Consider the following 26,906-nt stretch of genomic DNA (forward strand, 5'->3'; position numbering starts at 1 on the left):
GCGCCTCACTCAGAGATTTTTGATTAATTAACTTCCGCTCAACTATTAAAGAACACTAAACATCCTTTCAACAGGTTTACCGGTCTGATTAAAAATATCAGTCACGGTCAATCTTGCTTTATATCTCCCTTTAGGCAAATCCATTTTTATTGTTGCTGATCGTTTTTCAGGCAACACCCAATCTTCCGTTCGGAAAATTTTGCCTGCTCTATCTAAGATCTCTAACTTTGAAGAAAACTGTGGTGCAGTTTTGTTATCTGTGGACCAACTTACACGGATGGATCTTGCAGCGTATGATGCAGTAAGTTTTGAAATAGCGCCAACACTTAGTTTTGGTGCTTCACCCTGTTGTGCTTGTTCTGGCAGGTCCAGTCTTCGGCTATCTCCAAATGCTTCATTTGGCTTTGTTTCGCCGCCATGCTGCATGTAGTAGGCATCTTCCTTTGGGTCATAACCGGCATCAAAGCTGCGGTCATATTTCCCGTTTCTGGCTTTGTCATTTCCGTTTGCGTTAAAGAAACGGCGATTGTGCTTTTCCCATGTATTATCGGTAGTTAATGCCCAGCAATCCTTAAAAAATGCTTTCCTGATGTAACGCCCATCCCAGGCAGGGTTGGTGCCATCCCAGTTCTCTAAAAAGGCATCATCACGCTTTCCTAAAAATCCCTCCCTATCGGCCTCAGCCAGGGTTGAGGTATGGAACCAGATACCGGTGCTCATATCCTGTATAAACGTAGCCACAAAAAACTCACCGTTGCTTTTCCAGGAACGTATAGCAATGTTGTACCAGGTATTTAACCTCCATTTGTATGGGTTTATGGTTTTCCATCCGTCTCCCTCGCCGCCGAAGCGGCTGGTGAAGGTTTTTGGCCCGGCGTATGACACTTTCGATAATACTTTTCCGGCTGTGTTAGGGTCCCACAGGGAGGCTATCAATATATTCGGCGTGCCAAAATCCTTATCCGGCGTTTGCTGCAGCCCATCATATCCGCCCCTAAAATTGTGAACAGAGAAATATTCTGCATCTGCCGATCGAGTGATCTTTATCTTATGGATGCGCGCAACTGCGTCTGACGAGAAATCAAAGAAAATGTGCTGTGAAGGCGCTGCGTTCTCGGTTTGCGTTTCACTGCCGTTCTGCGGCAGCGTTGTATCCTTTGATTGTGAAAGCCCTTTAGTAACGTTTAAAAATAGTATGACCTGTATCAAAAAGGCAGATGTAAAAAGTCTTGTTTTCATCAATTATTGGTGATTAATAGTTGTCCTGGACCATAATGGCTTGATATGCAATATCAATCGCTAAAACTAAAAATTTACATTTAGCGTTCCTACAATTATGAAACTTCTGTTTTATGTAAGTTTGGTGTTGCTTTTTGCTTCAACTACCGCAGAAGCGCAGAACAAACCTTTTATTGCTTTCGCCAGTGATACCCAGGAACCTATGTGGGTTGAAAAATTGTTCCTTAAATCGAACAATAACCTGCTGGCTACCAAAATGATATTTAAGGATGTTGACAGCCTGCGGCCCAAAGCCTTTTTCATTCTGGGAGATGTGGTATCGGTTGGCCGCAACAAAAAAGCCTGGAAAAATATAGATACTTATTTAGCAAAACTGGTTAAAGATTCCATCCCTGTATACGCCACGTTGGGCAACCACGAAGTGATGTTCAATGCCAAAAAGGGCATCACTAACTTCAGGAAACGCTTCCCGGCGTATGATCCGTCCGGCTATACTGAAATAGTAGATTCTGTTGCCGTGATACTGCTTAACAGTAATTTTTCGAAAATGCAGGTTGCGGAAATTGCGCAGCAAAACAAGTGGTATGCTGATAAAATAAGCGCATTAGATGCCGACCCGGCCATCAAGCTCATTATTGTGAGTTGCCACCACTCGCCCTACACCAACAGCTCTATAGTAAGTCCATCAGCAATAGTGGCCGATAGTTTTGTTCCGCCGTTTATCAAATCAAAGAAAGGTGCACTGTTTCTCTCAGGCCACTCCCATAACTTCGAGCGCTTTAAAATGCAGGGCAAAACCTTCCTGGTAATTGGCGGCGGTGGCGGGCTGCACCAGCCACTCAGCAAAAAAGACAGGCAAATGAAAGATCTTGCGCCGGATTACAAACCCGACTTCCACTACCTTACCGTAAGCCGCGATGGCGACAAACTCAAGATCCTATCCCGCAGGCTTAAGCCTGACTTTAGTGGATTTGACGATGGCTATAAATTGGAGGCGGGTAAGTAGATCGGGTATTTAACGCCCTATCCGCTTCCTTATCCGGCTTAGGGATGGATTTTTGATACCCAGATATGATGAAACGTGATAAGCGGGTATACGGTTGATAATGTTTGGGTGCTCATCAAGAAGCCGAACATAACGTTGTTCGTGGCTAAAGAATAATAACTCCTCCGCCCGCGTTTGGGAGTAAGTAAAAAACTGCTCCGCCAGCAAACGCCCAAAGGTTGTCCAATTTGCGTGGCTTGTATAAAGCCCCCTTAGGTCTTGATAACTGATGTAAATGATCTCAGTATCTTCCATAGCCTGTATAAAATAATGGCAAGCATTGCGGGTTATAAAGCTCCTGAACGACACAATGAATTGGTTTTCTGAAAAGAAAAAGATGTTGGTTTCTTCGGCCGTTTCCGGGTGGCTGTAATAGATCCGGAAGATGCCTTTTGCCACAAAACCAAGATCATTACACACCATATATTGCATGTTAAAAAAGTCTCCCTTCTTTATCTTGCGCGGTTTCCAGAAGGGCAAACTGTCTGAAATATCTTTCTCAGTTAGCGGAGCAAAGCCCGCTAAATATTTCTCTAACATACTATGATGTTCACTCATCGCGTCAGGTGTTTACTTGGGCAATATAGAAAAAAGCTCAGTCTTCTCTATTTAGCTTCTTTATGGTTTTTGACAACCGAAGAGCAGCCAGCAGGAAGTAAAATGCACCGAAAGCAGCATACCCGGCTAAATTTCCTATCCCCATTTTAGGCGAACCAGCCATTGCAATAAATGAGCCGCCGGCCAGCATAGATTGCCCTCCGCTAATGATCATCGGCCATTGGCCGCCCAAAGCCTTACGTCGGCGTCGCCCTAATATAAGCTGTATTAGTCCCGTAACTATGGCCCATATCCCGAATACAATAAGCGCAGCGGGAACGCCGCTTTTTAACGCAGCAATTACACCTATAGTAGTTAGTATGCCAATCCCAATGTTTACATTTAGCGGGGTTTTGAATGTTTTGGGAGGATTGGCTTTAATATCCAGGTAAGTGGCAAAAACATCCCAAAGCGGATAAATAATGAAAAGTGCCCTGGTGATATCGTCGTTTGTTTTGGCGAAAAGAGAAACGAGGATGGCCCATATGATAGAAAATGCTACTCGTGTAAAGTAAAGGCTTTGTAATGCACGAGCAGTTTGTGTACGGTTTGTTGTATTTACTTCAATCGTTGTGTTCATAGTAATTTTGTTGTTGATTGAAGCAAAAGTAGGGTGATGCATTACATCACTTTTTCACTTAAGTGAAAATGGGCGCAGTTACACATTGCTTGTTGATACAAGCCGAAAGAGATTTATTTCTGCCGCTTTACCATCTCATTTATCCAGATCGGTGCAAAGGGAGAAACGCAGCCTTTTGATGTAGGGTAATCGCGGAAAATGCCCAAACGCTCACCGATTTCGAGCGCCCGCTCGCGGTATGCGGGATGATTGATGCCAATTTGTGCAAGTGCGGTGTTCATGGTCCATTGCACTTCAGGCGCAGCAACAGGCATTTCAGTTTCAATACGATCAAGCATTGCCGTGATATCAATGCCATCCGGTCTGCGGGCAATACGGCCGCTGGTTAAACCCCAGCCCAGACGTGCGGGCATTCCGCTTACACCTGTCTGCATCCATTGCTGCCGCAATTCTTCCTTATCAGGATGTTCTTTTAAAACATTTGAGGATAGCCAGTCTATCACATGAGGGAACTGCTCCGACTTTGCCATTTCCGTTACTTCTGCTGCCGAAAGCTGCGCTGGCTTCATGATCAAAGTTGCAATAAAACGAGCTTCTACATTGCCTGTAGCCCAAAGTGCTTTGCCCAATTCGTGGTCGGTTTTGATCTTGTTGGCAATGGCGCGTATACCGCCCATTTTAACGCCAAACTGATTATCACCCGCGCCAAACTTTTTGTTATGCGCCAGTACCTTTTCGTTACCGAGTGCCTTAAGCTGGTCTAATACTTCGTTTACTGTCATAAAACTAATTTATGATTTTATTAAATACAGGGCAACCTTGTCAACCCAAGTTTGTTGACTAAGAAAACTCAACATGGAAATAAAACGCATAGGGACCCAGCCATCAGGCAAAGGCCCTGCAGAATATTTTACCGGCACCGTAAGGATAGATCCGCTTAATAACCCGCCTGAGCCATCAAACGTAGCTATGGCGCTGGTAACTTTTGAGCCGGGAGCACGTACTGCGTGGCACACGCACCCGCTTGGGCAAACGCTTATTGTAACAGCAGGCTGCGGTTGGGTGCAACGCGAGGGCGGTAGTATTGAAGAAATACATCCCGGAGATGTTGTTTGGTTTCCGCCAGGAGAAAAACACTGGCATGGTGCCACGTCGACAACGGCTATGAGCCATATTGCTATTCAGGAAAAGCAAAACGGTTCACCGGTTGATTGGATGGAGCAAGTAAGTGATGAGCAATATATGGCAAAGGGCTAACTAATCAGCCTGGCCTTCTCGACTATCTTTTTGCGGATAGCATACCCGCCATAAACAAATATAAGTCCGATGAATATATAAACACCAAAGTGGATATTTCTGCCAGCAATGATAAAATATACATAAGGGATGCAGAAGCATAATGCGGCAAAAAGCAGGATCATAGTAAAGGGCTTTTTAGCGCGCATATTCCTGATCATTAAGGCCAGCATAATGATCACAGATACTTTGCTTACAATATAAAGTATGCCTAACAAAAGCGGATCAACCCCGTGCTCTTCGCTCAGGTCGCTCAACATTTCCTTTAATTGTGCAAGCAAGTCATCCATTGGTATGCAAGTTAATCAAATCTTTGTAGTGTTAGCGATCAATATTTTTGATAAACGTTGTACAGCACATCCAGGTCAAACTGAGTGAACCTGTTAGAGTCTTCGCGCTGTACAAAATGGCGCTTAAAAGCACCTATGGCAGCAGGCAGGTTGCTGGTATCATATCCGATAAGGCGCAATGCCGTTGTGCTATCAAAGTTTGCGGGGGCAGGTATAATCAGCATATCACTGTAAAAGCCAAAGCCCTTATTGGCTAATTGCTCCCATGGGAATCTGATCCCGGGATCGGGTTTACGGCCCGGCGCAATATCACCATGGCCGATAAAATTAGCCCTTGGTATATTGTAATCTTTCTTCAATTTAGCCAGCAGCAACAACAGGCTGTTGATCTGCGGTTGTGAGAACGGCTCGTTGCCTTTGTTGTCTAACTCAATCCCTATTGAGGAACTGTTCATGTCAGTAACGTTGCCCCACTTGCTTACACCGGCATGCCAGGCACGCATGTAATCGTTAAGCATATGTATCACTTTACCGTCTTTTCCTATCACATAATGGGCGCTTACCTGCGTCCTGGTTACAGTAAACGTGCGCAAAGTCTGGGGTACAGAATCCTGTGCAGTATAGTGGATAATAACGTAGTTAGGTTTGCGCAGGTTAAAATTAACCGTGCCTATAAACTCAGATGGTACCAGCCTGCCCAGGCTATCTACCAGCATGGCCGGGTTGGTAGCCAGCAACATCTGGCTCAAAGTATCGGCATGCCCGGTGTAGATCTTGTTTGTAGCATCATAGGCACTGTTTGTTTTTACAATCTGCTTTTTGCTTGAGCAGGCGGAAAATATCAGGGCAGCAATGAGCAGTAGCAGGTATTGTTTTTTCATACGGTGCTAAGCTAAACAATTTTTAGGCCGCTAAAGTTTACGCTAAATATTCTTGCCGTCTACTATCTTGAAGAAATCCTCGCGATAGGTATCCCCTACCGGGATGATCTTATCGCCAATAAAGATGCGGCTGCGCTCTATACTGTCTATTTTGTTGATGGATACGATGTAAGATTTATGTACCCTGATAAAATGCTTCTCGGGCAATGCATCCTCCATCTTTTTCATGTTCTGCAGCGTAATAATGCGCTCGCTTGGGGTAAAAATAGAGATGTAGTCTTTTAATCCTTCTATAAACAAAATATCGTGCAGGTACACCTTTTGTATCTTATGCTCGGTTTTAACAAATATAAAATCGCTCATAAAATCGTCCTGCTGCACTGGCTCGGGAGCCGCGGCAGGTTTGGCCGAGGGTTGTATAATGCTTTGTGCCTTTTGTACCGATTTATAAAACCTGTCGAAAGCGATAGGCTTTAACAGGTAATCAACCACATCCAGTTCATAACCTTCCAGCGCATATTGCGGATAGGCCGTAGTGAGTATCACCTTTGCTTTGCCGTTGGCTATTTTCAGGAACTGAATGCCAGTAAGCTCAGGCATCTGCACGTCAAGGAAAACAAGATCTATACCGCCATCCTGCACCATGGTAAGTGCTTCAATAGGATTGGTAGTGGCTTTCACCAACTGCAGAAATGGTATTTTGGATATGTAATCTTCCAGTATGTTCAGGGCCAAAGGCTCATCATCAACTACAAGGCATCTGATCATGGCTATAAAACTAAAGATAATTGACAAGTATAGGTATCTGCTTCGTCCCTAATTTCTAAATTATATTTTCCGGGATAAAGCAGATCGAGCCGGCGGCGCACGTTTGGCAAACCAATGCCGCCAATGGCATCGCGGTTATGGCTGTGTTTTTTATTTTGGATGAAGAAGAACAAACGGCCATCTTCAACATTAATGCGTAATACTATCGGCTGGTGAGGGTCATTTGCAATGCCGTGTTTAAAGGCATTTTCTATAAATGATATCAACATCAGCGGCACTATCTGCTGATTGGTAACTTCACCCAATACCTCAAAATTAATAAATGCTTTGTTGCCAAAACGGATCTTCTGCAAGTCGATATAATTTTGAAGATATTGTAGTTCTTTGCTCAGATCTACCTTATTATCGTTGCACTCGTAAAGCATATAACGCATGATCTCTGATAGCTTTAAGATAGCCTCTGGTGTGGTATCAGACTTTTGATAGGCCAGCGAATAAATGCTGTTAAGCGAGTTGAATAAAAAATGCGGGTTGATCTGTGATTTGAGAAATGATAGCTCGGCAGTTAATCGCTGGTTTTCCAGGTCGCGCTGTACTCGCTCGTTCAGGAACCAATCTATGGTAAATTTCAGTACCGTACTCAGGAACAGGAAGATCAGCGTTATGAAGAAGGTATTGAGAAAATACTTCCAAAAGCCCAGCGACTCGCCCTTCATCCTATCCAGGATAATATCACTAAAGATTAAACCAAAGCCGTACTTAACCAGTCCATATACTACAAGTGTTGTAATGATTGATAATGCAAAAAGCTTGTATTGTTTCCTGTTAAGGAACCGGGGTATAAATACAAGATAATTAACATAAAATACGCTGATATTAATAATACCATAAAGGCCAAAAACAACCGCAACTGCTTTAGGGGTCATTTTGCCGCTATAGCGTGCAATAGACGCAAAAAACGCAATTACGCATATCCATGATACGATGTGCCAAAATATTTGCCAGCTTTTTTTCACTGCATCTAAAGTAATATTTTGGCTTAAATATAAACGTGCTATTATATGTAGCTAATTATTTTGCCGATGAACCGGTTCAAATATCCGATGAACGGGTTGGTGGTATATAATGGGCGTTCATCTACATTTGATGCCTGTTGGTCTAATTGATTTTAGCAGGGAAATAAATATTTATTCCTTTGTTGTGTAAATCAATCACAACACCAACATGAAAAAGTTAGTTTCAAACTCAAATCCATTTATAGTTTTATTGGCACCTGTAGTATTTGCCATTATAATGGGCGTTAGTTACCAGTTTGAACAAAATAAACAATCTGTAGCACACAGCAATGCAGTTAAAGCCACCTCGCTTTTTGTTAAAGGCCTGGGCGTTGTTAAAACTGTTGCATCTGTTGCTGTAGAAAAATTATGGTAATCCGTACACAAGGTTTATCATTCAGTTTTGGCAACCAGCAGGTTGTTAAATCACTATCGCTTGAGGTTCCGGCCGGGAGCATTTACGGGTTCCTTGGGCCAAACGGCGCCGGGAAAACTACTACTATAAAAATGCTGCTTAACTTGCTGCAGGCAAGCGAAGGCAGCATTCAGATTTTTGAAAAGGATCTGCAAACCAATCGCATCGAGATCCTTAAACAAATAGGTTCGCTTATTGAGCAACCTGCCATATACCAGCACCTTACCGGTAAAGAGAACCTGATGAACCGCGCTATGCTTTTGCAGGTAAGCGAAGAAAGGGTTAATGATATGCTTAACCTGGTGCAGCTCACTTCTGCCGCAGGTAAAAGGGCCGGTCAGTATTCGCTGGGTATGAAACAGCGCCTGGGCATTGCGCTGGCGTTATTAGACGACCCCAAACTGTTGATATTGGATGAGCCGACCAACGGGCTTGACCCCAACGGTATCATTGAAATACGCGAGCTGATGATGCGTATTGTAAAAGAGGGAAAAACCGTTTTCGTATCAAGCCACTTACTTTCTGAAGTTGAAAAGATGGCTACCCACGTAGGTATCATCAACCATGGTAAAATGATGTTCCAGGGTACTATCACCGATCTGCAGAACATCAGCCAGCCACACATTTATATAGAAACCGATAACAGCGTTGATGCAGCCAACCTGCTTAAGCGCAACCAGATAGATATTGCCGAAGTTGAGACCAACCACCTGTTAGTGCCTTTCTTATCTACGCAGCAAATGGGTACCATTAATACCTTGCTTGTGCAAAATGGCATTACGGTCTACACCATCAACAAGCAGTATAAAGACCTGGAAAAACTATTCCTTGATATCACCAAAAGCAACTAAATACCTATGAAAGGATTTTTACTATCATTTGGGTCTGAGTTTTACAAGACCCGCAAAACCCTTGGCTTTTGGGGATCAATTATTCTGCCATTGGCAATTACGCTGTTGGCGTTTTTAGCCATTTATAGCAAGAGCGATCATTTTGCAAACAAACCCGGTATGATGGTTTGGATCCAATTCAGTATGATAAGCCTGGGCAGTATGGGTACTTTGCTGTTACCTATCTATACCATATTTGTTGCCTACTCGGTTAACAACGTAGAACACAAAGCCGACACCTGGAAAACGTTGTTCAGCCTGCCTATTTCTCGTTGGGCAGTTTATGGCGCTAAATATGCCTATGCATTTTTCCTGCTTACCATGTGCATGGCGCTTTTTACTTTGCTTAATATTGGTTTCGGTAACCTGCTGGGTGTTATAAAACCGGAGCTAAAATTTAGCGAATACCACATGGAGTTGCAGTTGGCCCAGGTGTTTTTTAAACTACTACTATCTGCAATGGGTATTCTTTCCATCCAGTTTTTATTAAGCCTGCTTTGGTCAGATTTTTTGAAACCAATGGGGCTTGGCTTTGTAGCTACGGTAACAGGGGTAATATTGGCCACCAACGATTGGAAGTATGCCTATCTATTTCCTTACGCGCAACCAATGGCTGCTATCAAAAGCATGATCAAACATCAGCGCGGCCCGGCAGATCATTTTGAGATAAACGTATTTACGCAAGACGTTTATGTAAGCTTAATAATCGCCGTTATCGTGTTTTTTGCAGGTTATGTAATAGTGCAAAAGCGCAGCGTAAAGTAACATCAATGTTACACGTCGATTTATTGGATTCCCTATCTTTAAACATGCTTTTAAGCAACACTATTTTAGCACAAACCACAAGCAATACCTGGATGTACATTTTTCTGGTATTGGGGATATTGTATTTTGGTTTGATATTATTTTGCCTAATGGATGTGTTAAAGGCAACCTTTAAAGATCCTATTCAAAAATTTATATGGATAGCATTGATATTGTTCTTTCCCGTTTTAGGCTCCATTGTTTATTTATACATGGGCCGCAAAAATAAAATATCCTGAAACACCTTAACCTGATCATCATATCCTTTAAGAGACCGGCCTTCGCCGGTTTTTTGGTTTAAAAACCTTTCTTGCGCGTTACGCCAGCCCTGCGCGACCGAGGTTTAACCGGCTCTGCCACATCATCAACCTGGTACTGGCGGGCCATTTTGGCAATACGCTCTTCAAGTGTTTCTGTGGTCAGCTTTTCACGGCCGAGGCTATCAACCATTATCGGGAAAGCAAAAGGTGTTGGGCGTTCAATCGTTTTTAAAATGATACTTTGGGTGCCGATGCGTTGTAGTGCGGCACGCAGCCTAAATTCTTCTAACTGGAAAGCTAAAGCTTCGTTGTAAGCCTGCCTCACCAGCAAATTGTCCGGCTCGTATTCATTAAATACTTCGAATAAAAGCGAAGTTGAGGCCTGCAAATGTTTATTCTTTACCTGCTGACCCGGGTAGCCGGTAAACACCAATCCCCCGATGTGGGCTATATCCCTGAATTTCCTCCTTGCCATTTCATTGGCGTTCAAACTATGCTGAATATCCTCTATCAGGTTTTCGATAGAAAAGAATGCAGCATCTTCCAAAGCCTCTTCGATAGGGATATCATCATCGGCCAGTAACTCGAAGCCATAATCATTCATGGCGATGGAAAAACTTGCCGGCCTGATCTTGGAGATGCGGTATGCAAGCAACGATGCCATACCCTCGTGAACTAATCTGCCTTCAAACGGGTAAAACACCAGATGATGCCCTTCGCGGGACTTAAATGACTCGATCAAAAACTCATGGCTTTGCGGCAAATGCGATAACTGCGCCTGCAGATCAAATAGAGGTTTTAATGCTTTAACTTCCACATCACTCTCCTGTCCGTGCGCAACCTCGTCCAGCTTGTCCCTAAATACCGCCGATAACTGCGACGACAAAGGCATCCGCCCTCCGGCCCAGCTCGGGATCAACCCTTTTGTAGCTTTTGATTTTTTAACATAGGCTGTCATGTCTTTCACCTTTACAAATTCAAGGCTGCGGCCTGCAAACCAAAAGGTATTCCCTGGTTTTAGTTTAGAGATAAAGCCTTCCTCAAGGGTACCTAAACTACCGCCGCTTAACCATTTAACCCGGATGCTTAACTCGCTGGTTATGGTACCAATGCTGAGGCGGTGCCGCATCGCCACCCGCCTGCTGTTTACCTTATACAGGCCATTCTCTATCTCAACCTTTAAAAACTCATCATAAGATGCCAGCGTTTTACCCCCATTCACAATGAAATCAAGCAGCTGGTTGAATTCCTCGCGGCGCATATCTGCAAAGGCGAAGGTGCTTTTCACTTCATTAAAAAGTTCGTTAGCATAAAATCCATCAGACACTGCCAAAGTAACCATGTACTGTATCAGCACATCATAGGTAAGCAACATAGGATCGCGGCTCTCAAACACGCCTTTTTTGATGGCGCTTTTAAGCGCTGCACCTTCGAGCAATTCAAGTGAATGCGTAGGTACATAATAAGCCTTAGAAATAGCGCCCGGATGGTGACCGCTTCGCCCCGCGCGCTGCATAAATCGGGCAACTCCTTTGGGGCTGCCTACCTGCACTACGGTGTCTACCGGCCTAAAATCTACTCCCAAGTCCAGACTTGAGGTGCAAACCACCAGTTTTAGCGCTTCGGCATGCAGGGCCTGCTCAACCCAGTTGCGCAACTCGTTATCCAATGAACCGTGGTGCATGGCCATAATGCCGGCATACTCCGGGTAGTTATCAATAATGGCGTGATACCAAATCTCGCTTTGCGAACGTGTATTGGTGAAGATGAGCGTGGTTTTGCTTTTGGCAACTATTTCCATCACCTGTGGCAGAAGCTTCACACCAATATGCCCGGCCCATGAGTAGTTCTCGATATTCTCTGGGATAACAGATTCTATCACGATCTTCTTATCCACATTTGCCCTCACCATTCTTATCTGGTCAGGGTCAAAATCGTTGCCCAGCAGCACCTCAGCAGCCTGCTCCAGGTTGCCTATGGTGGCAGAGATACCCCAGATCTTGAGTTTTGTGGTGCGGGATTCTAAGTGCGGAGAGTGAGAATGGTTTTCCAATGAGCTCGTATCCTGCGCTTGAACTTTCGCTCCCAAAGCTTTCAGCTTACTTAAGCCCAGCTCTACCTGTACGCCACGTTTGGTACCCAGCAATTCATGCCACTCATCACATACCATTACCTGCAGGCCTTTAAATACTTTTGCGTATTCTTTTTGGGCAAGCATCAGGTGTAAGCTCTCGGGCGTAGTAAGCAGTACTTCCGGTAGTTTACGCTTAAGGGCAGCTTTATCAGCAGCAGAAGTATCACCGGTCCTGGTCATGATACGCCAGGGCAGGCCTATTTCATCGCAAGCCTCCTGCATGGCCTTACGGATGTCGTTTGTTAAGGCACGCAGCGGCGTAATCCAAAGCATCAGCAAACCGTTATCCTTACGGGTTTGATAGTCTTTTGGATGGTTATTGATAAACTCTGCCAGGAAAGGCAAAAAAAGCGCGAAGGTTTTACCACTACCTGTTGGTGCGTTAAGTAAACCCGAGTAACCCGCAAGGTAAACCTCTTCCATCTCCTTTTGAAAGGGAAACTGGTGCCAGTTTTTTTGCTTATACCATTGCTCAATTACCCGTTGCCCTTTAGTTGTCATTAGTTGCTACAACAAAATACTTGGTTATTAGTTATAAATACCAACTACCAAAATAATAAAACCAATATTATGAAGATGCGCCATTATTTAATTGTTTCAATGTGTGCCATCGGTTTGTTTGCCTGCAAGCAAAAAAGCCAGCCATCAGACAGCGACAGCACATCAACTGCTATAGCGCAAGAAGAAGCCGATACTGCCAAAGCTAAAAAAAGCGATACCTCTGCCGTTGACATGCCCGGTGAAAAAGCCGTTCCGCTGGCGCAACTTATTGTACCAGGCACCAGCCTTGGGCAAACAGCTATTAATGAAACTGCCGAAAATATACATAAACGCCTGGGTAAGCCTGATGATGGTGATGCTGCTATGGGCAAGAGCGTTTCAATATGGTACGCAGATCATAATAAAAAAGGTTACGCCACACATATGTATTTTGTAACCGATATGGGTAACGATCCCGATCCGCGGGTAAAAGTGATCCGTGTTAGTTCTCCATCTTTTAAGGTGAATAACAAGATCTACACCGGCGTGCTCCTTAAAACCGCCGAAGAACTTTATAAGCTAAAAAAGATAGGTACGTACAAGCTAAATGGCAGCGACCGAAATATTTTTGATGATGCAAAAGCAGGAATTGCCTTTGATGCCGATCGCAGCGGCACCATAACCGGTATTGCCGTGCATGAGACTGGTAAAAGCCCCATAACTGCCTACATGGCATTTTTCCAGGGAGTAACACAGGCCCAATAAACAAAGAAGCCCCGCTTTTGCGGGGCTTCTTTGTTTTGTAAAATTATTTCTTCTCCGGCAGTAATATTACCCTTGCCAGGTTGGTCATGTTAAGATATTTAACTGCGGCATCCTTTGTGGTTTGAGGTGTCACCGTATCCAGGTTTTTCACGTGTGATAGTATCTGGTCGGGGTTCTCATTGTTTTGTGCCGATGATGCCAGCAAGCCAAGCCAGGCTACGTTTTGTTTCAGCTGTACTTGAGTTGAGCGTGCTTCTTCAGCTTTAAACTTGTCGATATCTGCCTGGGTAGCCCCGGTTTGCTTTATTTTGTTTATCTCTTCCAGGGCGGCGGCTATCAGCTTATCAACGTTTGCAGTGGCACAAGTAAAAGCAATGGTTACGGTGTAACGGCTTTCCGGATTTTTTACATAGTTTGCCTTAATGCCCGGCGCGTAACTTCCGCTTTCCTGCTCACGCAGGCGCTCGGTTAGTTTAATGTTTAACACTTCTTCAAGTGCATCCATCTGGATATTGTTCATCTCATTATACATGTACGGGCCGCTAAATATCAGCTGAACATTAGCCTTATCGTCAATACCTTTATTTACAGTTTTGGTGTAAGCACCCGGCAGCGGGTACATTTTAAGGTTCCTGAAAGTTTCTTTTTTATTGGTTGACGGCAACGAACCCAGGTACGCTTCTAACATTGGCCTGATAAGTATCGGGTCGAAAGAGCCTACCAGTACAAAGGTGAAGTTGCTTGCATCGGCAAAGCGGTCTTTGTAGAAACTGTAAGCTTTGTCAAGCGAAGCGCCGCTTAAACGGGCAACGGTAGACGGCATGCCACGGAAGTTGTTACCGCTTAAAACCGCTGATAAAGTATCCTGATAAACACTTCCCGGATCGAGGTTGCGGTTGGCAAGCAAGGCTTTTGTTTGATTGATATTTCCTTGCCAGATATCCTGGTCTTTACGTGGTTGGGTGATATACAGATAAGTAAGCTGCATAGCCGTCTCCAGGTCGCGTGGGGAGAACACCCCGCGGATACCTTGCGTGGTCTCGGTGATGTATGGCGAAATGCTTACATTTTTATCTGCCAGCATTTTATCCAGTTGGCCCTGGTTAAACTCTGAGATACCACTACTGCCAATAATAGATGCCGCAAGGCTGGCTGATGTGTAATCATTATCGCTGGCCAGCGAGGTACCGCCCGGCGCAAAGCCGTTTAACAGTATCTGGTCGTTTTTAAACTCCGTAGGCTTCATGATCACCTTAATACCATTTGAAAATGTTAAAGCGGTTGTACCCATGGTAGAGTCTTGGGTTTCAGACACAATTTTGCCAGGCGCAGGGGCTTTTTCCATCAACGGTTTGCTGGTAACATTATCTACATACGCAGTAATGCCGTTGCCTGCGGTAGCTATCCAGCTAAGAATAGTTTTCTCATCGGGCAATTTATCTTTGTCTTTCTCCGGGCCTTGTACAACAACAGTACGGTTCTGGTCGCTGATGTACTTGCCGGCCATCGCGTTCATTTCATCAAGGCTTATTTTGTTCATGTTTGAGATGTAGTAGTTATACTCAAATTCGATACCCGGGATGGCCTCTCCCTTTAAAAAGTTTTGCTGATACTCTCTTACGTAATTAGCCGAATTGGTTTTATTGCGCTCGTAAAAAGAGTTTTGCATACCAACCAAAGCTGCCTGCCTTGCACGCTCAAACTCAGTTAAGGTAAAGCCAAATTTGCGGGCCCGCTCTACCTCAGCCATCATGGCTTTTACCGAATTTTCAAAATTATCAGGCTTACCTACAACCACTGCCGAAAAAGCATCCATTTTACCTAACATAGGGCCGTAACTTGCACGTGCGTATAAAAATGGCGGATCGGGGCGCTGCTGCAATTCGTTCATGCGTTGGCCAAGCATGTAGTTAAAAAGGTTAACGCGCATATCCTGCAGCAATCCGGCTTCGGTCTTAGAAACCCGCTGCGGGTGCTTGATAATGATCTGCGCCATTGTATAAGGAAACTCTTTGTCTGTTGCTATCTTAACAACTGTGCCGGGCATTGGTGGCACAGCGTAGTCTGGCCGAGGCTTTTCATTTGTCGGGTTTTGCAGGCCCGAGAAATTTGCTTTGATCAAAGCTTCAACTCGTTTTACATCGAAATCGCCAACGGCAATCACCGCCTGCAGATCCGGCCGGTACCAATCATGATAAAAGCTCTTGATCGTTTCCGGAGTAAATGATTTCAAAATATCCTCTTTGCCGATAGGCAGCCTGTTTGCATAACGCGAGTTGTTTAAAAGCGCCGGTAACGTTTGCTGGCTTAAACGCTCCTGGGCATTTTTACCACGCAGGCGTTCTTCCTCAAGCACAACACCGCGCTCCTTATCAATTTCAGCCGGGTCAAAGCTAACGTAGCCTGCCCAGTTGGCTAATATTTTAAAGCCGTTCTCAAACACCGCAGCGCTATCTGTTGGCAGGGGCAATTGATATACGGTTTCATCAAAAGATGTATAAGCGTTAAGATCGGCACCAAACCTGATACCCGATTTTTGCAGGTAATTAACCAGCGCATTTTTAGGAAAATCGCGTGTGCCGTTGAAAGCCATGTGCTCGGTGAAGTGGGCCAGGCCTTGCTGTTTATCATCTTCTAATATAGAACCTACTTTGTTTACCAGATAAAGCTCGGCACGGTTCTGCGGCTGCTCGTTGTGGCGGATGTAGTAAGTTAAACCATTGGGCAATTTACCGATAACAACATTTTTATCGGTAGGAAGTGCTCCGTCAGCAACCAACTGCGATCTGGATATTCCTGGTTTGTTACGTGGTGATGGTTGAGGCGCACGTTTTTTTACCTGCGCGTTTGCTGTACCTGCAGCAATTATCAGTGCCAACGCGGCAACCGATAAGGTTCGGTTAAAATTCATAGTTCAATTAAAAAGGGAGTATAATTCAGCTAAAATGCTAAACGAAATTCTTAGTTACAAATTGTATTATTTACTATCCTTAAATGCAGCTTCCATCATCTGCTGCAATTCAACCTGATGGCTTTGCACCATTTGCTGGCCTATCTCTGCCCCTTTGCTTACCAATGCAGGTTGTTTTGCCAAAAGTTTCTTGCCGAGGTCAGTGCTGTAGAAGGCAATAAGTCCTTTAAGTTCGGCAGCGGTAAATTCTTTTGCATAAGCAGCAGCCATTTGGTCTCTCAAAGTTTCCCAACTCACATATTTGGCAACAAAAGTATTCATAACCTCAATAAATTTGGCGCGTTTATCTTCGGGGATGTTGGTGCTTGCCTGCTTTAACATCGTGCCCATGTTTTGTTTAAACAGCATATCGGCCTGGGTTACCTTAAGCAGGTCTTCTGCCGCTTTCAAATGGGCAGGTGTAATATCAGGTGTGGTTTGCGCCCTTGCGCCCGCGCAAAAAAGCAGGGCTATGATCAATAGTTTCAACTTCATAATTAAGGGATTTGAAAAATCGTGTTAAATTAAACAAAAAAGGCCTTGCAGATAGCAAGGCCCTAACTAAAATAATCACGAATTATTGACTATGATGCGTTTACGTATGTATTGATCACCTTTATCGTCTCCACCTTGTTTTTATCTGAACTCCATTTTTCCTTTTCAGACTTATCGGCCAGATCAAACAATTGCTCATAAAGCAACTTGCCATCCTTTTTACCAGCCAGCTTTATAGACGGACTTTTAGCGAATATATCATCCCAGGCCTTGCGTGCATCGGCCCAGTAACCTTGCTGACCGGCCCACCATTTTTTTGCATAGGCAAATTTGGCTTCATCTACTTTAGTGAACTCCTCATATCCTTTTTCCTGAGCGATTACCTTGTCCCCACTTGCAGAACGCACAACTTTATTATTATCCTGCTCATACATCCAGCCTTGCGGTGTTAAGTATATGCGGTTGCCACGTGCAAGTACATTGTAATCATTGCGTTTGGTAAACTCGCGGCGCGGCAGCGGTGAATCAGTTTTGCTTTGCCACTCGTGGCGGCCATCAACATGCACCCAGGTGCCAATGCTTTCATAACGCGGGCTATCATCTACCTGGTAAACCTTTTGCACCCACCGGCCTTTTACTTCCGCCGGTTTAAGCGTCACCTTTTTCCAGGTGTTGTCTTTATCGTATTGCAGCATGGTTGGCTGTTCGTAAACCCAATCCTCGCGCCAGTGCTTAATTACGGTGCTATCCCCAACAACAAGTAAATGCTGTATCGCAATTTTCTTCGGCGAGTCTTCCACAATGGTTGCCCACTCGTAACCCCATGAATGGTAACGGGGATGAAATTTGTAAGCGGTATCTGCTGCGAAGGTCTCCGCATAGTTAAATGTAACCTTATAGTAACCTGCAAGCGATTTGATTGCGGCACGGTCCTGGTCTAATTTTGATTGTGCCGATGCGCCCGTAACAACGACGCAAAGGATAAGGATAGATATAATTCGTTTCATGTTTTTATTTAGATTAAATCTAAACAAAGTAAATGTATTCGGATTATTTATGCAAGGGGAAATAATAATTTTCAACTTAATAGTTTGAAATCAGGAACTTAATTGAGTACTTTGTAAAATGATGAAGAGGACTGGAATATTATTGTTAGTGCTGCTGTACACCGTTACGGCATCCGGCTTTAATATTAATCTTCATTTTTGCGGGGACCGCGTTGCCGATTTTAAGATAAATGTCCCGGCAAAAAGTTGCCTTAAGCCAATGGCTAAGAGCAAAATGAAATGCTGCAAAGATGCTAAGATAGATGTAAAGGTTAAGGATAGCCACGAGCAGCAACAGGCTGCCTCTGTGCAAAAGTTACAGGCTGCAGATGCATCCAACCTATCTTTTACTGATTTCTTTTTGCCTATACAGCAGGCTATCATAGAAAAACTATTTGACCGTGGCCCCCCTGATAAACCCAGGCCAACGGCAGACGTGCTGATTAAAAATTGTACTTTAAGGATCTGATGGATGATTATTTGATTAAATCAACCTTATTACCTGTCAAATATTATCCATTAACATTACAATTTTTTAAAATGAAATCCCTTAAAATATTCATTATAGCATTACTGGCAACTGTTTCTGTAGCCAAAGCACAATCAACCAAAGCAGAATTACAAGTAAGCGGCCTTACCTGCTCCCTTTGCGCAAAAACCACGGAAAAGTCGCTTAAGGCGCTACCTTTCGTGAGCGAAATAAAGCCTGACCTTATCCGTAATGTTTATACCATTACCTTTAAAGATGGTGTGCCTTTAGATCTTTCGCAGATCAGCAAAAAGGTAAAAGATTCGGGCTTTAGCGTGAGCTATTTTAAAACCACACTAAACTTTGATGATATAAAAGTTGCCGATAATACCTTCACTTATGCAGGCAACACCTTTAAATTACTAAATGCTGATAAGCCACTGAGCGGACCGGTATCGTTAACTGTAGTTGACAAGGGTTTTGCACCAAATTCTATCACCAAAAAACATCTTGGTAAAAACCCGGAGCAACCGTCGGCAAGTAACCCTGTTTATCACGTAGCTATATAAGGCTCATATATTTTTCAAATTATGAGATCTTTATTAGTGGCGCTATGCCTTATGGCATGGGTGTGCGCTGCATTTGGCCAGGAACTGTATGTAAATACGGAGCCGGCCAGCAATATGGCAGCACGCTCATTAGGCATACGTATTGAGAACCAGGGATTTTTTAACCCCAATTTTAAGAACCGCACAACACTTGAGGCTATGTTTGGCGCCAGCGGCAAACTGATGCTGCATGGTGCAGCATACGTGTCTGATTTTTACCAGCCTCAGCAACGTTTTGAGGGTGCCAGCTTTTACGGCAAGTACCGGTTTTTATCTGTGGATGATGTTCACAGGCATTTTCGCGGGTCGGTGTTTGGTAAAGTTGCAACCAGCCGTAACCCATACCAAATGCAGGAGCTGGCGCTTGAGGGAGATAACTCCGGCGTACAGGGCGGCCTGGTGTTTACGCAGTTGCTGCACAAATTTGCGCTATCAGCATCGGGCAGCTACATACACGGTTTAAATAGCGCAAATCCTTATGGTAATATCACCGGTGCGCGTGAGGCAATCGGCTACACACTATCTGCGGGCTACCTGCTCCTGCCCAAAAAGTATGAGAACTACAACCAGGTAAACGTTAACCTGTATGCCGAGCTGCTGGGTAAAAGCAACCCGGGTTACGGGCAAAGCTACCTTGATGTAGCCCCAGCGATACAATTCATCTTCAACAGCGTGTGCAGGTTAGATCTATCGTACCGCACGCCATTGTATAACAACATGCTCCGTAACAGTGCCAATATGTACCTGCTACGGTTTGAGTATAACTTTTTTGAACTATGAAACACTTACCTATAATAATATTATTGATGGTGGGTAGCACTGCGCTTGCGCAAACTAACCACATGCAGCACATGAAAACAGATAGTGCTGCACATAAGCAAACCATGCCGCATGACCATGCTAAAATGATGGCCGACATGCAACACGATACCACCAAACACATGATGATGATGACCAGCCAGTTCTCGCGCGACCTGCCCATGAACAGGGATGGTTCCGGAACATCATGGGTGCCTGATGAAACGCCGATGTATATGTATATGGTGCACAGTAAAAACTGGATGCACATGTTTCACGGAAGTTTTTTTGCGAGATATAACGACCAGGATGTGTTTAACAAAGGCCGCCGGGGCGGCAGCCAGTTTGATGCGCCCAATTGGTTTATGTACATGGCCCAGCGTAAAGTTGGTAACAACGGCTTGTTTTCTGTAAACACCATGTTCTCGTTCGATCCCTTTACCGTTGGGCCCGGAGGCTATCCCTTGCTTTACCAAACAGGCGAATCTTACAAAGGTGCCAAACTGGTTGATAAACAGCATCCGCACGACCTTTTTGCTGAGCTAAGCGTGGCATATACCCAGCGCGTGGCTAAAAATACAGATGTTTACCTATCAGTAGGTATGCCGGGAGAGCCGGCCCTTGGTCCACCGGTGTTTATGCACAGGCTATCGGCCATGAATAACCCCGATGCGCCGTTGAGCCATCATTATGCTGATGCAACCCACATTACCTTTGGGACGGCCACATTAGGCTTCAGGTACAAAAATGTAAAATTGGAAGGTTCTGTATTTACTGGTCGCGAACCTGATGAATACCGATATGATTTTGATAAGCCCCGGTTTGATTCTTACTCCGTTAGACTGTCAGTGAACCCATCAAAAGAATGGGCATTGCAGGTTTCAAACGGATGGCTTAAAAGCCCTGAGGTTGCCGAGCCGAACGACAATGTTAACCGCTTTACCGCATCGGCCATCCACACCAAAATGCTGGGCGATGACAGCTACGTGGCAACAACTTTGGTTTATGGGCAAAACCGTCAGCATGGCCGTACACAGCCGGCTGTGTTGTTAGAGAATAGCCTGCAATTGCACAAGACCGCCATATATGGCCGTTACGAATATGTGCAAAAAGATGCCGGTGAACTTGACCTGGAAGATATGTTTGCTAACCATCCTAACTTTAACATTAACGCCGTAACCCTTGGCGTTAACCGCATATTGGCAACGGTTAAGCAAACCAACCTTACCATGGGTTTGCAGAGCACCCTTAACTTTTCGCCTGCGGCTTTAAAGCCATTATACGGCAGCAGCCCGGTTGCTTTTCAGGTGTACCTGCGCATAAACCCTGCATTAATGAAAATGGGAGGCACCAAGCGCTCTCATCAGGAAATGAATATGGACATGTAACAAAAGAGGCTGCCTTTACGGGCAGCCTCTTTCATCTATATATACGGTAATATTATTTAAGCGTTATGCTGGTTTTACCCATTGTATAACCATCTGCATACAATAACACGGTGTATGTACCTTTTTGAAACGGCAGCGGGTTAACCCAATCAATTGTGTATAAGCTACCATCATCGCGGAAATCTATAGCGGTTTTGTAGGTGTATTGCAGGTCCTGCCCATCTGCAGCAAATGTCCCAGAATCTGTTTGGGTTATCAGGTTACCGGTTGGGTCAATTATCCTTACAAAAATATCATGCAGGCCTTTCTCAGCAACCTCGTTGGTTGCAACATTAAAGTTGATCTTAATTTTAGTTGCCTGCTTGGCTTTTGTAACATCGCTTTCTTTACCGCTGTTTTTAACCTTGTAGGCCACCACCTCGGCGTTAGACACTTTAATGGCTGATGCCACCTTAACTTTAGTATCAAGCTCCTGGTTTTTTTGCTCCAGGTCGGTAGCCTTCTTACTTACGGTAGCCAGGTTATTCTTAAGCGTATCCCGCTCTGTAGCAAGCGTAGTATTTTGTTTTTTAAGCTCCTCTATATCAGCAGTATACTTAGTAACAAAGTATCGAAGCTGCTTAATGTCTTCCTGGGCTTTGTTCAGTTCGGCTGTGGTCAGCTTTCCTTTGGCAAGCTCGCTGCGCAGCACGCGGATCTTTAAACGCAGGGAATCATTTTTAGCCTGCATGGTAGTCGTCATTTTAGCACGGCTTGCGTTTACTTGCTCTATCTGTGCTTCAAGGCTATCAAGTTCCGTCTGCAGGCGAGTTTTCTCATCATTCTGATATACGATCTTGATATCAGACTTATTCTTCTGCATGTACAGGTAAACATCAGTTCCCAACAATGCAACTACAACAGCTATAAGAAAATAAATTACGTTCGAGTTCTTTTTTGGCGCTTGTTCAGGTTGGTTATCGGTAGATTGATATTCCATAGTAATTAGTTAAAGGTTATATCGCATTAAAGGCTTTTTTTACCGTTAAAGCTATTTTTCTTCAAATGATATTCTAATAAATATAGCAAAATCAAACAACTTAAAATTTGCTGCTCTTGTTTGCTTATAACAGATGTATAACGGCTAAAGTAAGTACAATATGATTAAAACACAAAATGACCGCATTTATTATAACTAATACTAAAACAGCTTACCGCTGAGTTTATATCTTTGGGCTCCAATTAAAATAACGGCTTAATGCGTTTAAATAAATATTTCTTCTGCTGTCTTTCCGCAATAATTTTACACCTAACAGCCAATGCGCAAGGCCCGTTAAAAGGCGATACCACAACTGATATTTTACTTGATACGGTTAAGCAACCAAAATACGAGATGCGGGCTGTTTGGATAGCCACCGTTGTGAACCTGGACTGGCCAACCAATGCCCGCGCCACCGCAGAAGCGCAAAAAAGAGAGCTTGCGGAGGAGATGAATGTGCACCAAAAGATCGGCATAAATGCCATTATGTTCCAGGTAAGGCCGGCGGCCGATGCCTTATATGCCAAAAGCCGCGAGCCGTGGTCAAAATACCTGACCACCAGGCAAGGCCAAAATCCGGGTTATGACCCGCTTGAGTTTGCCGTTACCGAAGCACACAAACGCGGAATGGAACTGCATGCCTGGTTTAATCCATACAGGGCTACGTTCGATGGCAAATTCTCAACATTGGCACAGGACCATATTACGCGCACCAAGCCGGATTGGTTCTTTATTTACGATGGTATAAAATTATTTAACCCGGGATTGCCTGAGGTGCGTGAATACATTGTGCAGGTAATACTTGATGTAGTAAAGAACTATGATGTAGATGGCATCCACATGGATGACTATTTCTATCCGTATCCGGTACGCGGTCAAGTGATCAATGATGCCGATGCTTTTGCGAAGTATGGTGGCGATTTTGATAACATTAAAGACTGGCGCCGCAACAACGTTGACCAACTGATACACATGCTGGCCGATAGCATACATAAATACAAGCCTCATATGAAATTCGGTATCAGTCCGTTTGGGATATGGGCCAATAAAAGCCAGCATCCGGATGGCTCTGCAACTAATGGAGGATCATCATACATAGAGAACTTTGCCGATACCCGCAAATGGATGCAAGAGGGCTGGATAGACTATATTAGTCCACAGATATACTGGCAGATAGGAAACCGTGCCGCAGCCTTCGATGTACTGTTAGACTGGTGGAGCAACAATACCTATAACCGTCACCTGTATGTGGGGCAGGCCCCTTACCGCTTCTACGAGGCGCGGAGCCCGGCGTTTAAGAACCCCTCTGAGATACCTAACCAGTTAAGACTTATCCGCGCTAACCCGAGGGTGCAGGGGAGTATCTACTTCAGGTCGCAATCGCTTATCGCAAATGCTAATCATATAGCGGATACGCTTAAACGTGATTTTTACCGTTACCCTGCCATGCCACCGCCCATGCTTTGGTTAGATTCGGTACCGCCTTACCCGGTACAAAACTTTACCGCCCGGGCAGAAAATAAAGGCATTATGCTGAAATGGACCGCACCGCCGCCGGCAGAGGATGGTGAGCCTGCGTATGGCTTTGTAGTATATCGTTTCCAGGCGAATGAGAAGTTTGACCTGGCCGACCCAAAGAATATCATACACATACAGTACGACGCTACACCGTATTACTTTGATACCAATATACAGCGCGGACAGACCTACTTCTACGTTGTAACGGCCATAGACAGGCTTAAAAATGAAAGCGAAAGGTCGCCAACCATGACGATAGTGGCACCTTAGCAAGTGTTCACGTTCACGGCATGAACACTTGTGAACGCCGTGAACGCTTGACCCGTCCTGAAAAAATTTACAGAGGATGGATTAATACTTTAGTGAATTTACACTTGATCATTCAATACCGCTCGTCAATAATACTTTCCTCGAAATGTTTTTGCAGGTAACCTTGATGCAATTGTCATAAGGGTATCTTATAATAAATGTTTAAACACGCATTTAAAATGTTAAATTATATTATGTGTAATTTTGCGGGTTAATACAGGTATTATGGCATATAAAGCAATAATTGCCGGTGCAAGCGGCTTAATAGGTAGTAAACTGTTAGAAATACTGTTACAAAAAGCACAGTACAGCGAGGTATTGGTCTTAGTTAGGAAAGAGTTACCAGTAAGCCATCCAAAATTGGTGCAGTTGGTAATTAATTTTGATGAACTGGATAAACACGCTGCAGCTATTACCGGCCATGTTGTATTTAGTTGCCTGGGCACTACTAAAGCACAAACTCCGGATAAAAATGAATACCGAAAGATAGATCATGATTATCCGGTAAAGCTTGCACAATTAGCCAGGCAAAACGGCGTTAAACATTTCCATTTGATAAGTGCAGTTGGCGCAAACGAAAATTCGTCTAACAGTTATCTTAAGTTGAAGGGAGAAGTTGAGCGCGATGTTGAGAAGGTAGGCTTACCTGTTCTTCATATCTACCGGCCATCAATGCTGGTGGGTGAGCGGAAAGATCGCCGCATTACAGAGACTATCATTAACGGCCTGTTTAAAGTTATTGATCCGTTGCTGGTTGGTGGCTTTAAGAAATATCAAAGCATAAAAGCCCCGCAACTTGCCTGGGCCATGTTTAAAAAATCATTGGATGATGCCGAAGGCACATTTATACATACCACAGATAAAATCAAACTGATAAAGTGAGTGCATCGTTTATATCGGCCGAAAACTTAGGCCATTCTTTTCATGACAACTGGTTATTTAAAAATGTAACCATTGGCATAAACCGCGGCAGGCGTGTTGCTTTAGTCGGCGTTAATGGCGCGGGCAAAAGCACGCTATTGAAAATACTTTCAGGAACGCTTAAGCCTACAGAGGGCAAAGTAGCACAGGCTAAGGAACTTAATGTTGGTTACCTGGAGCAAGACCCCGACTTTAAAGGCGCACTTACTATAAGCGACTACATTTTCCACGCTGATAATAAACAACAGCAAGCTATCCGTAAGTATGAGGAGTTGTTAGAGAATGACCCTGATAATATGGACGCCCTTAATAAGGTAATGGAAGAGCTAAGCGAAATAGATGCTTGGGAGTATGAATACAAGATCAAAACCATCCTGGGAAGGTTGGATATCCATCATCTTAACCAACAGATCAACACACTGTCTGGCGGGCAAAAAAAACGTTTAGCCCTGGCTAAACTTTTAATTGAAGATCCGGAATTATATGTTTTAGATGAGCCAACCAACCACCTTGATATTGACACCATTGAGTGGCTGGAGAAATTACTTACAGAAGGTAATAAAACCATCCTGATGGTTACTCACGACAGGTATTTCCTGGATAACGTTTGTAACGAGATATTAGAGATAGATAAAGGCAAGATAATCCCATACGCAGGTAACTACGCTTATTACCTTGAAAAGAAAGCTGAGCGAGAAGCTTCAGATGAAGCTTCTTTTCAAAAGAACAGCAACTTGTTGCGTAAAGAGTTAGAATGGATGCGACGCCAGCCAAAAGCAAGGGGCACTAAATCAAAGTCGAGGATTGATGCCTTTTACGACCTAGAAGCGAAAACCAAAAACGGTGGCCCTAAGCAAAATGTTGAACTAAGTGTAAAGACCGCGCGCCAGGGAAACAAAATAATGGAGCTGCACAACGTCACCAAAGGGTTTAGCGGCAATACTTTCGTAAACGACTTTACTTACACTTTTAAAAAGGGTGACAGGATAGGCCTTGCTGGTAAAAACGGCAGCGGCAAATCAACACTGCTTAATTTGATCACGGGCAACTTACTGCCGGATGGAGGAAAAATAGACACCGGGGAAACTACCGTATTAGGCTATTTTAATCAGGCGGGTTTAACTTTTAAAGACGATGACCGTGTAATTGACATTGTTAAGAATGTAGCTGAGTTTATCACTATGGCCGATGGTAAAACCATTTCGGCTTCTGCGTTGCTTACATTGTTCCTCTTCCCTCCTGCTAAGCAATATGGCATGGTAGCCAAGCTAAGCGGTGGCGAAAAGAAACGTCTTCATTTAATGAAGATATTGATGAAGAACCCAAACTTCCTGATACTGGATGAGCCAACAAACGATCTTGACATAGATACTTTAAATGTGTTAGAAGAGTTCCTGATCACTTATCCGGGTATTTTAATGCTGGTATCTCACGACCGTTACCTTCTTGATAAAATGGCAGAGCAGTTGTTTATTATGGAACCCGGTGGCCATGTAAGAATATTTAACGGCAACTATTCTTCGTATCGTACTGAATTAGAAGAAAGCAAACAGCAAGCAAAGAAACCTGCGCCTGTTAATGCCCCGGTTGAAATATCACAACCAAAGAAGAGCAAGCTTTCATTTAAAGAAGAGAAAGAACTGGAAAGTTTAGAAAAAGAAATTGCTTCCATTGAAGATAAAATACAAGCAGGCAATGATTCGTTAAATAAAACGGACATAGATCAACAAACTTTGAGTGATACTACTGCCCTTTTGCGCAAACTTAACGATCAATTAGAAGAAAAAACGATGCGCTGGTTAGAACTATCTGAGCTTAAAGAAGCATGAAAAAGTCGGATATAATTGCTTCCATAGGCGTTACTATATTATTGATTGCATTTGTTCT

The 26,906-nt window shown here is 44.0% G+C and carries 27 protein-coding genes; 14 read left to right on the forward strand and 13 right to left on the reverse strand.

Going from position 1 to position 26,906, the window contains the following annotated elements; translation table 11 throughout:
• Positions 1–45: 45 nt before the first annotated feature.
• A complete protein-coding gene (locus INP83_RS03205; protein ID WP_219126277.1) occupies positions 46–1,239 on the reverse strand; it encodes a DUF3472 domain-containing protein in 1,194 nt (397 codons plus the stop codon).
• 97 nt (positions 1,240–1,336) lie between these two features.
• Between INP83_RS03205 and INP83_RS03210 the strand changes: the two genes are divergently transcribed.
• Positions 1,337–2,245 carry a metallophosphoesterase gene (locus tag INP83_RS03210; protein ID WP_219126278.1) on the forward strand — a complete coding sequence of 303 codons (909 nt, stop codon included), beginning with the start codon at positions 1,337–1,339 and terminating at the stop codon, positions 2,243–2,245.
• 9 nt (positions 2,246–2,254) lie between these two features.
• On the opposite strand, the gene INP83_RS03215 is transcribed toward INP83_RS03210, so the two are convergent.
• The 3 genes from INP83_RS03215 to INP83_RS03225 form a co-directional block, all read right to left on the reverse strand.
• Positions 2,255–2,842: a Crp/Fnr family transcriptional regulator gene (locus INP83_RS03215; protein WP_219126279.1), complete on the reverse strand. Its 588-nt coding sequence runs from the start codon at positions 2,840–2,842 to the stop codon at positions 2,255–2,257.
• Between the two features lie 37 nt (positions 2,843–2,879).
• Positions 2,880–3,461 (reverse strand): hypothetical protein, encoded by a 582-nt coding sequence (locus INP83_RS03220; protein WP_219126280.1) that lies wholly within the window; start codon positions 3,459–3,461, stop codon positions 2,880–2,882.
• 113 nt (positions 3,462–3,574) lie between these two features.
• On the reverse strand, positions 3,575–4,243 hold the full coding sequence (locus INP83_RS03225; protein WP_219126281.1) for a DNA alkylation repair protein: 669 nt from the start codon (positions 4,241–4,243) through the stop codon (positions 3,575–3,577).
• A 73-nt stretch (positions 4,244–4,316) separates the two neighbouring features.
• On the opposite strand from INP83_RS03225, the gene INP83_RS03230 reads away from it, so the two are divergent.
• Positions 4,317–4,718 carry a cupin domain-containing protein gene (locus tag INP83_RS03230; RefSeq protein WP_219126282.1) on the forward strand — a complete coding sequence of 134 codons (402 nt, stop codon included), beginning with the start codon at positions 4,317–4,319 and terminating at the stop codon, positions 4,716–4,718.
• On the opposite strand, the gene INP83_RS03235 is transcribed toward INP83_RS03230, so the two are convergent.
• From INP83_RS03235 to INP83_RS03250, 4 genes are read right to left on the reverse strand one after another with little or no spacing between them, the layout of a single operon-like run.
• Positions 4,715–5,047 (reverse strand): hypothetical protein, encoded by a 333-nt coding sequence (locus tag INP83_RS03235; protein WP_219126283.1) that lies wholly within the window; start codon positions 5,045–5,047, stop codon positions 4,715–4,717. The two genes, INP83_RS03230 and INP83_RS03235, sit on opposite strands and share 4 nt — an antisense overlap.
• Positions 5,048–5,085: 38 nt before the next feature.
• A complete protein-coding gene (locus INP83_RS03240) occupies positions 5,086–5,928 on the reverse strand; it encodes an N-acetylmuramoyl-L-alanine amidase (RefSeq protein ID WP_219126284.1) in 843 nt (280 codons plus the stop codon).
• 42 nt (positions 5,929–5,970) lie between these two features.
• Positions 5,971–6,696 carry a LytTR family DNA-binding domain-containing protein gene (locus tag INP83_RS03245; RefSeq protein WP_219126285.1) on the reverse strand — a complete coding sequence of 242 codons (726 nt, stop codon included), beginning with the start codon at positions 6,694–6,696 and terminating at the stop codon, positions 5,971–5,973.
• A gap of 2 nt (positions 6,697–6,698) precedes the next feature.
• Positions 6,699–7,712, reverse strand: coding sequence for a sensor histidine kinase (locus INP83_RS03250; RefSeq protein WP_255563244.1), 1,014 nt, complete (start codon positions 7,710–7,712; stop codon positions 6,699–6,701).
• A 208-nt stretch (positions 7,713–7,920) separates the two neighbouring features.
• Here INP83_RS03250 and INP83_RS03255 point away from each other — a divergent pair, with 208 nt between their 5' ends.
• Genes INP83_RS03255 through INP83_RS03270 form a run of 4 tightly spaced genes read left to right on the forward strand, consistent with a single transcriptional unit; the run spans position 7,921 to position 10,099 of the window.
• Entirely contained in the window at positions 7,921–8,127 is a 207-nt protein-coding gene (locus INP83_RS03255; protein ID WP_146273197.1) for a hypothetical protein, read from the forward strand.
• Complete coding sequence (locus INP83_RS03260; protein ID WP_219126286.1) at positions 8,121–9,017, forward strand: ABC transporter ATP-binding protein; 897 nt, start codon at positions 8,121–8,123, stop codon at positions 9,015–9,017. The genes INP83_RS03255 and INP83_RS03260 overlap by 7 nt, the downstream gene beginning before the upstream one ends.
• 6 nt (positions 9,018–9,023) lie before the next feature.
• A complete protein-coding gene (locus tag INP83_RS03265; RefSeq protein WP_219126287.1) occupies positions 9,024–9,821 on the forward strand; it encodes an ABC transporter permease in 798 nt (265 codons plus the stop codon).
• A gap of 44 nt (positions 9,822–9,865) precedes the next feature.
• The gene (locus tag INP83_RS03270; RefSeq protein WP_186458815.1) at positions 9,866–10,099 is read left to right on the forward strand and encodes a PLDc N-terminal domain-containing protein; all 234 of its coding nucleotides are present in this window, start codon (positions 9,866–9,868) and stop codon (positions 10,097–10,099) included.
• A gap of 58 nt (positions 10,100–10,157) precedes the next feature.
• Here the strand turns inward: INP83_RS03270 and INP83_RS03275 are convergent, their stop codons facing one another.
• On the reverse strand, positions 10,158–12,755 hold the full coding sequence (locus tag INP83_RS03275) for a ligase-associated DNA damage response DEXH box helicase (protein ID WP_219126288.1): 2,598 nt from the start codon (positions 12,753–12,755) through the stop codon (positions 10,158–10,160).
• A gap of 69 nt (positions 12,756–12,824) precedes the next feature.
• Between INP83_RS03275 and INP83_RS03280 the strand changes: the two genes are divergently transcribed.
• Entirely contained in the window at positions 12,825–13,499 is a 675-nt protein-coding gene (locus INP83_RS03280; protein WP_219126289.1) for a hypothetical protein, read from the forward strand.
• A gap of 43 nt (positions 13,500–13,542) precedes the next feature.
• On the opposite strand, the gene INP83_RS03285 is transcribed toward INP83_RS03280, so the two are convergent.
• From INP83_RS03285 to INP83_RS03295, 3 genes are all read right to left on the reverse strand, one after another.
• A complete protein-coding gene (locus INP83_RS03285) occupies positions 13,543–16,410 on the reverse strand; it encodes a pitrilysin family protein (protein WP_219126290.1) in 2,868 nt (955 codons plus the stop codon).
• A 66-nt stretch (positions 16,411–16,476) separates the two neighbouring features.
• Entirely contained in the window at positions 16,477–16,944 is a 468-nt protein-coding gene (locus tag INP83_RS03290; protein ID WP_146273204.1) for a DUF2059 domain-containing protein, read from the reverse strand.
• 89 nt (positions 16,945–17,033) lie between these two features.
• Entirely contained in the window at positions 17,034–17,951 is a 918-nt protein-coding gene (locus INP83_RS03295; protein WP_219126291.1) for a DUF6607 family protein, read from the reverse strand.
• Between the two features lie 118 nt (positions 17,952–18,069).
• Here INP83_RS03295 and INP83_RS03300 point away from each other — a divergent pair, with 118 nt between their 5' ends.
• From INP83_RS03300 to INP83_RS03315, 4 genes are all read left to right on the forward strand, one after another.
• Positions 18,070–18,459 carry a hypothetical protein gene (locus INP83_RS03300; protein WP_219126292.1) on the forward strand — a complete coding sequence of 130 codons (390 nt, stop codon included), beginning with the start codon at positions 18,070–18,072 and terminating at the stop codon, positions 18,457–18,459.
• 71 nt (positions 18,460–18,530) lie between these two features.
• Positions 18,531–19,028: a heavy-metal-associated domain-containing protein gene (locus INP83_RS03305; protein ID WP_219126293.1), complete on the forward strand. Its 498-nt coding sequence runs from the start codon at positions 18,531–18,533 to the stop codon at positions 19,026–19,028.
• 21 nt (positions 19,029–19,049) lie between these two features.
• Positions 19,050–19,847: a hypothetical protein gene (locus tag INP83_RS03310; protein ID WP_219126294.1), complete on the forward strand. Its 798-nt coding sequence runs from the start codon at positions 19,050–19,052 to the stop codon at positions 19,845–19,847.
• Positions 19,844–21,253 carry a hypothetical protein gene (locus INP83_RS03315; RefSeq protein WP_219126295.1) on the forward strand — a complete coding sequence of 470 codons (1,410 nt, stop codon included), beginning with the start codon at positions 19,844–19,846 and terminating at the stop codon, positions 21,251–21,253. Before INP83_RS03310 ends, INP83_RS03315 begins: the two co-directional genes overlap by 4 nt.
• Before the next feature lie 52 nt (positions 21,254–21,305).
• Here the strand turns inward: INP83_RS03315 and INP83_RS03320 are convergent, their stop codons facing one another.
• The gene (locus INP83_RS03320) at positions 21,306–22,232 is read right to left on the reverse strand and encodes a hypothetical protein (RefSeq protein WP_146273209.1); all 927 of its coding nucleotides are present in this window, start codon (positions 22,230–22,232) and stop codon (positions 21,306–21,308) included.
• 258 nt (positions 22,233–22,490) lie between these two features.
• Here INP83_RS03320 and INP83_RS03325 point away from each other — a divergent pair, with 258 nt between their 5' ends.
• From INP83_RS03325 to INP83_RS03335, 3 genes are all read left to right on the forward strand, one after another.
• On the forward strand, positions 22,491–24,059 hold the full coding sequence (locus tag INP83_RS03325) for a glycoside hydrolase family 10 protein (RefSeq protein WP_146273210.1): 1,569 nt from the start codon (positions 22,491–22,493) through the stop codon (positions 24,057–24,059).
• Between the two features lie 264 nt (positions 24,060–24,323).
• Positions 24,324–24,980 carry an NAD(P)H-binding protein gene (locus tag INP83_RS03330; RefSeq protein WP_219126296.1) on the forward strand — a complete coding sequence of 219 codons (657 nt, stop codon included), beginning with the start codon at positions 24,324–24,326 and terminating at the stop codon, positions 24,978–24,980.
• Positions 24,977–26,848 (forward strand): ABC-F family ATP-binding cassette domain-containing protein, encoded by a 1,872-nt coding sequence (locus INP83_RS03335; protein ID WP_219126297.1) that lies wholly within the window; start codon positions 24,977–24,979, stop codon positions 26,846–26,848. The genes INP83_RS03330 and INP83_RS03335 overlap by 4 nt, the downstream gene beginning before the upstream one ends.
• Positions 26,849–26,906: the final 58 nt, after the last annotated feature.

Origin of the sequence: Mucilaginibacter sp. 21P (assembly GCF_019331605.1) — a bacterium.
In the GTDB taxonomy this organism is placed as follows: domain Bacteria; phylum Bacteroidota; class Bacteroidia; order Sphingobacteriales; family Sphingobacteriaceae; genus Mucilaginibacter; species Mucilaginibacter achroorhodeus.